Source organism: Paenisporosarcina sp. P4_D4 (assembly GCF_056401835.1).
The window spans coordinates 1-4444 of the sequence record NZ_JBFUIO010000149.1; the positions used below are offsets into that span (position 1 = coordinate 1).

8 protein-coding genes are annotated in these 4444 nt (G+C 31.1%); all 8 read left to right on the plus strand.

Annotated features, from left to right (window positions below):
* Positions 1-688 (plus strand): hypothetical protein (locus AC1DSL_RS16055; protein ID WP_477532955.1); only part of this gene is annotated, 688 nt, incomplete at its 5' end.
* A 356-nt stretch (positions 689-1044) separates the two neighbouring features.
* On the plus strand, positions 1045-1356 hold the full coding sequence (locus tag AC1DSL_RS16060; RefSeq protein WP_477532956.1) for a hypothetical protein: 312 nt from the start codon (positions 1045-1047) through the stop codon (positions 1354-1356).
* 1 nt (position 1357) lies between these two features.
* Complete coding sequence (locus AC1DSL_RS16065) at positions 1358-1498, plus strand: hypothetical protein (protein WP_477532957.1); 141 nt, start codon at positions 1358-1360, stop codon at positions 1496-1498.
* A gap of 109 nt (positions 1499-1607) precedes the next feature.
* Positions 1608-2198, plus strand: coding sequence for a M23 family metallopeptidase (locus tag AC1DSL_RS16070; protein WP_477532958.1), 591 nt, complete (start codon positions 1608-1610; stop codon positions 2196-2198).
* A gap of 99 nt (positions 2199-2297) precedes the next feature.
* Complete coding sequence (locus AC1DSL_RS16075) at positions 2298-2507, plus strand: hypothetical protein (protein WP_477532959.1); 210 nt, start codon at positions 2298-2300, stop codon at positions 2505-2507.
* Between the two features lie 59 nt (positions 2508-2566).
* The gene (locus tag AC1DSL_RS16080) at positions 2567-2755 is read left to right on the plus strand and encodes a hypothetical protein (protein WP_477532960.1); all 189 of its coding nucleotides are present in this window, start codon (positions 2567-2569) and stop codon (positions 2753-2755) included.
* A gap of 372 nt (positions 2756-3127) precedes the next feature.
* Positions 3128-3802, plus strand: coding sequence for a hypothetical protein (locus tag AC1DSL_RS16085; protein ID WP_477532961.1), 675 nt, complete (start codon positions 3128-3130; stop codon positions 3800-3802).
* A gap of 13 nt (positions 3803-3815) precedes the next feature.
* Positions 3816-4088 carry a TIR domain-containing protein gene (locus AC1DSL_RS16090; RefSeq protein WP_477532962.1) on the plus strand — a complete coding sequence of 91 codons (273 nt, stop codon included), beginning with the start codon at positions 3816-3818 and terminating at the stop codon, positions 4086-4088.
* Positions 4089-4444 lie beyond the last annotated feature (356 nt).

Here is a 4444-nt window from a genome sequence, read left to right on the forward strand (position 1 = left end):
TAATAATGTAGCTAAGTGGCATCACAAAGGATCATTCGATTGTAGCTATGCAAGATGGGCGAGAATATTAAATTGCACACCTAAAACAGCCATAAGCAGAATTAATAAAGCTGTAGAGAATCAAATTATATATAGAAACATCGGAAATTACATCAATGATGAAGAAGTTAGACAAAAAGTACAAGACATCAATTCCTATCGTGTAATTCCATTTGAGCAAGATGAAAAAACCATTCAAACATTGAAGTATGAGGAATCAGTAGCGAATATCAAATTCAGAAAACACATTCCTAAAGATGAGTCATTCGATGTTAGAAACATGTTCAATAAGAAAGACTATAGTGAAGCAATAGCTGAAGCAATTACAATTTTCTCAACTTATGAAGATGAACAGGGGTACAATATCTATCCTAATGAAGATGACTATTTCATTTACATTCAAACTAAAGCATCATTAGAATTCAGAAAGCCAACTAAACAAGAAGAAAAATTCATGCAGATAGCAACAAACAGAATTAAGCAACTGGAAAACAACAGTGGATTTGCTGATCCTTGGAGTATTGCAGAAATACGTTTTATTGAATTAGTTAACCATGCAGAATACGATAAGTTGGTTGAGACAGTAAAAATGAACAAAACACAGATTGTCTTGGATAACCAAAATGAAGATGTTAGCTTAATGTTTTAAGAAGAACAACTAGTCTTATAAATAAACTATAATTTAATAAAAATTATTCTTTACATCCTGTAAGCTTCCTGTATAATCATAGGTAGGCAACAGGATTTCTTATTATAAATAAATTATAATATTTAGTTATTTTATGTTTGACGAATGGATATAATAGATGGTAAGATGTTAATAAGAAAAGCAGAAACAAACGGCATCAGGTGTTTTAGCTGCATTAGATAAAAAGATGTTCACTCTCTTTGTAGGATATCTAATGTAGAGTAAAATATCTGATCAGAACGTACATAGATTAAGTCAGAATAAAAATACTAAATAAGTAAATTATAATACTTAAATCAGAAATGGAGTTGTTCGCATTGGCAGAATACAAAGAGTTATCATTAGTCAAACAGTCATTATTACGCCAGGTTGATTATCTTAAGGATCAAACTCATCTCAATGCAATGGTACGCTTAGAGCATTATTCAGACGATGACAATTATGATTTAGTCGTTTTACTATTCGCCAATGATGGAGCTTTAATTTCTGATGAGGTTACACATACATTCGATACTTGTCAGAAGGAAGAAGCAATCACAATGGGCAAGTCATTGTTACGCACCGTGAAAACGTGGCTACGAAATATGGATATTACAGTCACTAATAATCTGATTGAGGAGGAATTTTGATATGAAATTATTCGCCAAACTTGATTATTACTTTTTATCAGATGATCCAGAAGAAATTACAATGTCAGACAGATTCACATTTTACGGTACATACGGATTAGTATTCATCATGTGTCTGTATGTTGCAGCTAACATTTACTAATCACATGAATAAATTATAAGTATTAATCATAAAGTGTAACCATTCATTTCAATCCTCATATAATGTCATAAAGAATTTCATTATAGCAATCAAATGAGGAGATGAATAAATGAATTGGAAACACAGAATTAAAGTCATTTATAAAATGTATGGGAAACAGTTAATCAGAATTGTACTGTTAGGGGTAGCCCTCTTATCAGTCACAATCACATATTTATCTGATCCAGCGAGTGCATATTCAATGTGGGATATATCAGCAGCATTCGGAAATGTCTCTCACATACATCCACACGGTCATACAGGAGTAGATTTTGTGATTCCTGAAGGCACACCATTGAAGTCTGTAGTCGATGGAACAGTAGAAAGGGTACGTGATACAGGAGAAGTTGGATATGGCAAATCAGTACAAATTAGAACAGCAGATGGTCGATTAGTCATTTATGGTCATTTAAGCGATTGGAATGTGTCAGCAGGTGATAAAGTTAGAGTGGGAGATATCATAGCTGAAAGTGGTAATACTGGACGATCGACAGGCGCACATTTACATTTTGAAGTGCGACAAGGTGGGAAGAGTATTAATCCAATGCCGACTGTTATGGATGGAAGGGTTAATAAGCTGATTGAAGGTAGCGTGAATGTGGTTAGGGATAATAGTGGGAATAATATTGTTAGGGATAATTTGATTAAAACTAAAAGATAATAAATTATAATTAAAATGTTTGACAACGTAGTTAACGGTGGTATAATAAAGTTAAGAAAGCATACAATAAATTATAAGAAGAAAAGGGAGCGATACAAAATGAAAAGAATCATTAAAGACTCAAGAGAAGTGTTTGTTCATCGAAATGAAAAAGGAGATTATATTTATGGAACTTGGACAAAAAGCTCTGATCCGCTGGCAAGCATTAAGGATATTAAAAATCACGATGAAATTTGGGATAGCCCTCTATTTGTGAAAGAAGGAAAATTCATCTACAGTAATGGCGAGTATGTGAAAATTACCCAATAAAGATCTTACTTTATTTGTTAATATGATACGATCAGAATAAAAATTAAGGAGTGAATCACATGATTAAATCAGAATTTAATAAAGATGGAATAATTTACTGTAGAGGTGAAGAAGCGTATAAATACAGAGCTGGTGACAAGGTGATGATTGTGAAAGAATTAAATGAAAAGTTGGTTGAGGTAGTGGTTTTGGAAGGTGAAGGCGAAGGAATTACGATGCAAACTGATAAGTCATTGTTAAAACTTTAGGCAAAGATCACACATACTAAAGAAGGAGCTGAAATGGATATGACAAATACTGATCTAGTAGCAGACTTCATATCTAATGGTAATAAATACTGTGATGATTGCATGTCAGAAACTCTCAATATTAAACCAGACAGCAGGTAAATATTATTGTTAGAAAACTTGATAAGGAAAGTGGCTTTAAAAGAGAAACGCATCAATGTGAAAGTTGTTCTAAAGATAAAATTGTTACATTTAAAATCGGTTAAAATAGAACATGGAAAATTCAGATGCATCTTGTAATATTTTGTAATACAATAAGAGTGTCAAAAAAGCATAGGGGGAATGATAAATTCCATTCAAAGAGAGATTTTCCGATTACAAAAGAGGTGAGTTATGTATAGTAGCCCAAGAAGAAGAGAAACCAGTATAGACAATGGATTAATCTATCCATTTATTTACAAAGTTATAAAAGTGCTTTACTACCTAAATGTTGTGGAGCTAATAAAAAAGATAACTGAATTCATAACAGTCAAATACTATAAGAACAGATCTGAAGTAACACAAAAAGTAAAAATAAGAAGAAATCGCAATATTGCAATTGACTTGTTTATATTATTAAAATTTCTATTCATAGTCATTATTATTTACATAGACACTTCATCAATTGTAGTGCAAATAGCAGTTTGGTATTTGCTGATTTCAAATGTATTTACTTATTTCTACTATCATCTTTGGTGCGATGACGTAATACTAGAAAGATTTCAAACTATCCATAGGGCAAGAAGGAGATTTGTTAGCTTTATTATATCATTTATATTTATGATGCTTTGTTATAGCTATTTTTACTTAATAATGACACCTGAGCATTTCTCTTTGATTAACAAAGAAAGTAGTAGAATAGCAGCTTCAATTATAAGCGCAATTGGAAATGCTTTCAATATGGATATGGGCTACTTAAAAAAAGAATCGGATATTTCCAAGATTGTTGCATTATCACAAACAATAAATGTGTTTTTATTTTTAACATTACTACTTACCAGCTCACTACCAAAAGCAAAACAAGAATAGGAGTTGAAAAAATATGGCTTATAGAAATAAAGTATATGTATGTGTTGAGTATGATAGCGACAAAAATTATTATAACACATTAAAAATGTGGGATAAAAACGATAAATTTGATTTCAATTTCTTTAATGCACATGAACTTAATATAATAATGCACTTTAGTGGAGAAGATGCTATAAAAAGAAAACTTAGAGAAAGATTAAATAATACAAAATTAATGGTTGTTTTAATAGGCGAAAGGACTAAAAATCATCATAGTTCGTTGGCTGGGAAATCGAACAGGCTCTAAAATTAGATATACCAATTATTGCTGTAAATATAAACAAGAAAAACAGAATTGATGATAATTTATGTCCGACACCTTTGAAAGGAAAAAAGGTAGTGCATATACCTTTTAATGAAAAAGCGATTACTCATGCAATGAACTATTGGGCAAACTACTACCATTCACAGGCTAAAAAAGAAGATAAGTTTGACTATTTCTATCATCAATTTGATTAAGATTAGATTGATTCGATATAGCAGAAAGGAGGAGATGATGAAACATATTGACAGTAAGCAGCAAGAAGTGAAATAAAATAAAATAAAATGTTGAATTTATTTGATAAAGGAGAATGTTAAATGAAGATTTCAATTACATTAGAA